The sequence below is a fragment of the Arthrobacter sp. Y3225116 genome (assembly GCF_059091245.1).
This window is the reverse complement of record NZ_JBNHGL010000202.1, coordinates 1-5,191: the sequence shown is the minus strand read 5'-3', so window position 1 is coordinate 5,191 and position 5,191 is coordinate 1. Positions and strand designations below refer to the sequence as shown.

The following is a 5,191-nucleotide window of genomic DNA, read 5'->3' as shown; positions in this document are numbered from 1 at the left end:
CGGGCGGGAACAGCGGATCGACCTGAACCGGGACTGGACGCCCAACGGATTCGTGGCCGACGAGTCGCTGGCCTTCTACGAGTACTGGACCGACGTGCGGTACCTGACGGACATGGTCAACCCCGGCGTCGGCGTGGTGCTGGGAGTCGGGACCGCCCACGCCGGGGAATTCGGCGGCGTGGACAACATCGCGATCGCCAAGGGCGAGCTGGCCGAGGCCGTGCCGGACGGCGGTACCGTCGTGCTCAATGCCGACGATCCCCGCGTCCTGGCCATGGCCGCCCGCACCCGGGCCCGCATCCTGTACTTCAGCTCGAACGATGACTTCACCCTGCCCGACGGGAGCACCGCGCCGTTGCTGCGGGCCCGCGGCGCCCGCGTCAACGACGACGGGCACCCCGAATTCACGCTCCGCTTCCCGGACGGCTCCGAGCAGCCGGTAACCTCCGGGCTGATCGGCATCCACCACGTGACCAACCTGCTGGCCGCCGCCGGCGCCGCCTGGGCGCTGGGCGTGCCGGCCGAAACCATCGCCGCCGGCCTGAACGGGGCCGGCCCCGCCAGCCGCTGGCGGATGGAACGCACCGAGCGCGCCGACGGCGTCACGGTGATCAACGACGCCTACAACGCCAACCCCGAATCCATGCGGGCAGCGCTGCGCACGCTAGCCGAACTCGGCCGCGGCCGCCGCACCTGGGCGGTGCTGGGCGAAATGCTGGAACTGGGCGAAGACTCCGTGCAGGCCCACGACGCGATCGGGCGGATAGTGGTCCGGCTGAACATCTCCCACCTGATCGTGGTGGGAGCGGGAGCCAAGGCCATGCACAACGCCGCCGTGTTGGAAGGCTCCTGGGGCGACGAATCGCTCTGGGTCGCCACGCCCGAGGAGGCCCGCGGGGTGCTCGAGGAGAAACTGGAACCGGGCGACCTGGTGCTGTTCAAGTCCTCCAACTCGTCCGGGCTGCGGTTCCTGGGCGACCGGATAGCATTAGGAAATCCGTCGACGGACGGCCCCGAGGCGGCTGCAGCGCGCAGACCCGAAACCCAACAGGAAGGCCAGGCGCAGTGATAGCCCTGCTGATCGGCTCTGCCCTGGCGCTGGTCCTGTCCCTGCTCGGCACGCCCTTGTTCATCAAGCTGTTGGTGCGGAGAGGCTACGGCCAGTTCATCCGCGACGACGGCCCGACGGCGCACCACACCAAGCGCGGAACGCCCACCATGGGCGGCGTGGTCATCGTGGCCGCGGTGATGCTCTCCTACTTTGCCACGCACCTGATGATGTGGATGATGAACGGGGAAGCGCATTCCGGGCCCACCGTCTCCGCCGGCGTCCTCATGCTGCTGATGGCCGGCATGGGGCTGGTCGGTTTCCTGGACGACTTCATCAAGATCTCCAAGCAGCGCAGCCTCGGGCTGCGGGCCTGGGCCAAGATCGTGCTGCAGGGCATCGTCGGCATTCTCTTCGCCGTCCTGGCGCTGAACTTCCCGGACAACGCGGGCCGCACCCCGGCGTCGATGAACATCTCCTTCGCCCGTGACATCCCGTGGCTGGACCTCGCCTTCGGCGGCACCGTGCTCGGCACTATCCTGTTCATCATCTGGTCGAACGTCATTGTCACCGCAGCCACCAACGGCGTGAACCTGACCGACGGGCTGGACGGGCTCGCGGCGGGCGCCTCGGTGATGGTCTGCGGCGCCTACATGCTGATGGGCATCTGGCAGTTCAACCAGAGCTGCGGCTCGGTCAAGGTCCCAGGGGAGGTCTGCTACGAGGTACGCGACCCGCTGGACCTGGCGCTGCTGGCAGGAACCATGGCCGGCGCGCTGATCGGCTTCCTGTGGTGGAACACCGCCCCCGCCAAGATCTTCATGGGCGATACTGGGTCGCTGGCAATCGGCGGCGCGATCGCCGGGTTCGCCATCCTGTCCCGCAGCCAGCTGCTGCTGGTGGTCATGGCGGGCCTGTTCGTGATCATCTCGCTGTCCGTGATCATCCAAGTGGTCTACTTCAAGCTCAGCGGCGGCAAACGCGTCTTCAAGATGGCCCCGCTGCAGCACCACTTCGAGCTCAAGGGATGGGCCGAAGTCACCGTCGTCGTCCGCTTCTGGATCATCGCCGGGCTGTGCGTGGCGGCCGCGCTGGGCATTTTCTACGCCGAATGGGTGTTGGGCTCATGAGCCGGCTCGACGCACTCACCTCCTGGGACGCGGACTGGTCCGGGCTGCGCGTGGTGGTCGCCGGCATCGGGCTGTCGGGATTCTCCGCGGCCGACACGCTGATCGAACTGGGCGCGGCCGTCGTCGTCGTCGACGGCAGCGACACGGCGGAAAACCGGGCCAAGGCCGACACATTGAAGATTGTCGGGGCCCGGCAGGTTCTGCTGGGCGAAGACCACACCGGCGCACTGCCCGACGTCGGCGGGGAGCCGGCCGAACTGGTGGTCACCTCGCCGGGCTGGCAGCCGCGGACACCGCTGCTGGCCGCCGCGGCGGACGCGGGGATTCCCATCTGGGGCGACGTGGAACTGGCGTGGCGGGTCCGCGAACGCGCCGGCCGCCGCACCGCCGAATGGCTGGCCATCACCGGTACGAACGGCAAGACCACGACGGTGGGGATGGCCGAATCCATGCTGCAGGCGGCCGGGCTGCGCGCGATCGCCGCCGGCAACGTCGGCACGCCCATCCTGGACGCGGTGCGTGATCCCATCGGCTACGACGTCATCGCCGTCGAGCTGTCGAGCTTCCAGCTGCACTGGACCCACACCATGTCCCCGCTGGCCTCCGTGGTGCTTAACGTGGCCGAAGACCACGTGGACTGGCACGGGACCTATGAGGCGTACCTGGCCGACAAGGCCAGGATCTACGAGCGGACCAGGATCGCGTGCGTCTACAACGCCGAGCAGCGCGAGACCGAGGAAATGGTCGAGGAGGCCGACGTCGTCGAGGGCTGCCGGGCGATCGGCTTCACGACCGGAATGCCGGCGGTCAGCATGGTCGGCGTCGTGGAGAACCTGCTCGTGGACCGGGCCTACATCGAAGAACGCCGGGACTCCGCTACCGAGCTGGCCGGCCTCGGCGACCTCGGTGACCCGGCGCCCCGGCACCAGGTGGCCAACGCCCTGGCCGCCGCCGCCCTGGTCCGGGCGTACGGCGTGGAACCGGCCGCGGTCCGCGAAGGACTGCGGCGGTTCGATCCGGGGGCACACCGGATCCAGAAGGTGCTGGAGCACGCCGGTGTGCTGTGGGTCAATGACTCCAAGGCGACGAACCCGCATGCGGCGTCGGCCTCGCTGGCATCCTTCTCCTCGGTCGTATGGATCGCCGGCGGACTCTCCAAGGGCGTCAGCTACGACGAGCTGATCGCCGACCACGCACGCAGGCTGAAAGCTGTGGTGCTGATCGGCAGGGACAACACCGCCCTCCTGGCCTCGCTGCAGCGACACGCACCGGATGTCCCGGTCGTCCACGCGCACCCGGGAGACACTGGAGGCAGCGCCCCGGAGGCGGAGGACACCGACGGCGAAACCGTGATGGCGGCGGCCGTGGAAGCGGCAGCGGGCATCGCCGCCGGCGGGGACACCGTGCTGATGGCGCCTGCAGCCGCCTCGATGGACCGGTTCACGTCCTACGCCCACCGGGGCAATGCGTTCATGGAAGCGGTCCGCCGGTACGGAGAGGGACAGGCACCGTCGACTAAGGAGCAGTAATGGCCACCACCCGCAGCGGAAGCCGGACACCGGCCCCCGCCGCTGCCCGCGGTCATGCCGCTCCCGCGACGAAGGCCGCCCCCGCCGGCCGGTTGCGCGAGCTGCGGCAGCGAGGCACCGACCTGCTGGACCGCATCCAGGGCACCGGCACGCGGTCCAGCGGGGCCAGCTACTACCTGATCCTGGGCTCGGCGCTGGCCCTGACGGCCATCGGCCTGCTGATGGTGCTGTCGTCGTCCGCGGTGGAATCGATCGCCGACGAAACCTCGCCGTTCAGCCTGTTCATCCGGCAGGCCGTGTTCGCCGGCCTGGGGGTCACGGCGATGCTGGTCCTCTCGCGGTGGAAGGTCTCCACCTACCGGAAGCTCGCCTGGCCCGGCCTGGCGGTGTCGGTGCTCCTGCTGCTCCTGGTCTTTACCCCGCTGGGTGAAACGGTCGGCGGCAACCGCAACTGGATCTACCTCCCCGGCAATGTGTCCCTGCAGCCGTCGGAAGTGGCCAAGCTGGGGATGTCCCTGTGGATGGCAACGGTGCTGGCGGCCAAGGAGCGGCTGCTGGGCCAATGGAAGCACCTGCTGATCCCGGTGGTCGTGCCCGGTGCCCTCCTCGTGGTCGGCCCGGTGCTGCTCGGCAACGACCTGGGCACGGCGATGATCCTGATGCTCATCATCGCCGGCGGACTGTTTTTCGCCGGCGCACCGTTGAAGCTGTTCGGCCTGGCCGGTCTGGGGGTCGGCGCGCTGGTGCTGCTGCTCGTGGTGGTCAGCCCCAACCGTATGGGCCGCGTCCTCATGTGGACGGACCAAAGCTGTGAGGCGACGACCGGGCTGAACATGCAGTCATGCAACGGGCTCTTCGCTCTCGCCTCCGGCGGCTGGTGGGGCGTGGGACTGGGACAGAGCCGGCAGAAATACAACTGGATTCCCGAAGCCCACAACGACTACATTTTCGCCATCATCGGCGAAGAGCTGGGCCTGCTCGGCACCACCGTCATTCTGGCGCTCTTCGGCGTCCTGGCCATTGCCCTGGTGCGCACCGTGATGCGCCAGGATTCCCTCTTCGTGCGGATCCTCGCCGGTTCCATCATGGTGTGGATCATCGGCCAGGCGTTCGTGAACATCGCGGTGGTCACCGGCCTGCTTCCGGTGATCGGAGTGCCCCTGCCGTTCATCTCCTACGGAGGCTCCGCGCTGACGGTCACCCTGGCCGCCGTCGGTGTACTCTTGTCCTTTGCCCGGACCGATGTGCCCGGCCGGAAGAAGTCCGGGGGACTCCTGGGCCGGTGGCGGCAGCAAGCGCCGGCCGGGAACCGCTGACCCCCACCCAGACCACCAGCAGCCGAGCAGAAGGTACTTCCGCAACACCATGAACACTTCCGATCCCTCTGTGGTCCTGGCCGGCGGCGGCACGGCGGGGCACGTCAGCCCGCTGCTGGCCATCGCCGGCGCCGTCCTCCGGGCCGCCCCCGCGGCCCGCATCCTCGC

Annotated in this window: 4 protein-coding genes and 1 pseudogene; all 5 read left to right on the top strand. The window is 68.9% G+C overall.

Features of this window, described 5'->3' with window-relative positions:
- Positions 1-1,069: UDP-N-acetylmuramoyl-tripeptide--D-alanyl-D-alanine ligase (locus tag AC5RV2_RS14315; RefSeq protein WP_494092882.1), on the top strand; the 1,069-nt coding region annotated here is incomplete at its 5' end.
- Entirely contained in the window at positions 1,066-2,178 is a 1,113-nt protein-coding gene (gene mraY / locus AC5RV2_RS14310; protein WP_493999464.1) for a phospho-N-acetylmuramoyl-pentapeptide-transferase, read from the top strand. The genes AC5RV2_RS14315 and mraY, both read left to right, overlap by 4 nt.
- The gene (murD, locus tag AC5RV2_RS14305; protein ID WP_494092881.1) at positions 2,175-3,707 is read left to right on the top strand and encodes a UDP-N-acetylmuramoyl-L-alanine--D-glutamate ligase; all 1,533 of its coding nucleotides are present in this window, start codon (positions 2,175-2,177) and stop codon (positions 3,705-3,707) included. Before mraY ends, murD begins: the two co-directional genes overlap by 4 nt.
- Complete coding sequence (ftsW, locus tag AC5RV2_RS14300; RefSeq protein ID WP_494092880.1) at positions 3,707-5,023, top strand: putative lipid II flippase FtsW; 1,317 nt, start codon at positions 3,707-3,709, stop codon at positions 5,021-5,023. Before murD ends, ftsW begins: the two co-directional genes overlap by 1 nt.
- Positions 5,024-5,072: 49 nt before the next feature.
- A pseudogene (locus AC5RV2_RS14295) lies at positions 5,073-5,191 on the top strand (UDP-N-acetylglucosamine--N-acetylmuramyl-(pentapeptide) pyrophosphoryl-undecaprenol N-acetylglucosamine transferase); the annotation flags it as partial.

Coding starts and splice junctions, on each gene's coding strand:
- murD (WP_494092881.1), top strand. CDS start 2,175: ATGAGCCGGCTCGACGCACTCACCTCCTGGGACGCGGACTGGTCCGGG.
- ftsW (WP_494092880.1), top strand. CDS start 3,707: ATGGCCACCACCCGCAGCGGAAGCCGGACACCGGCCCCCGCCGCTGCC.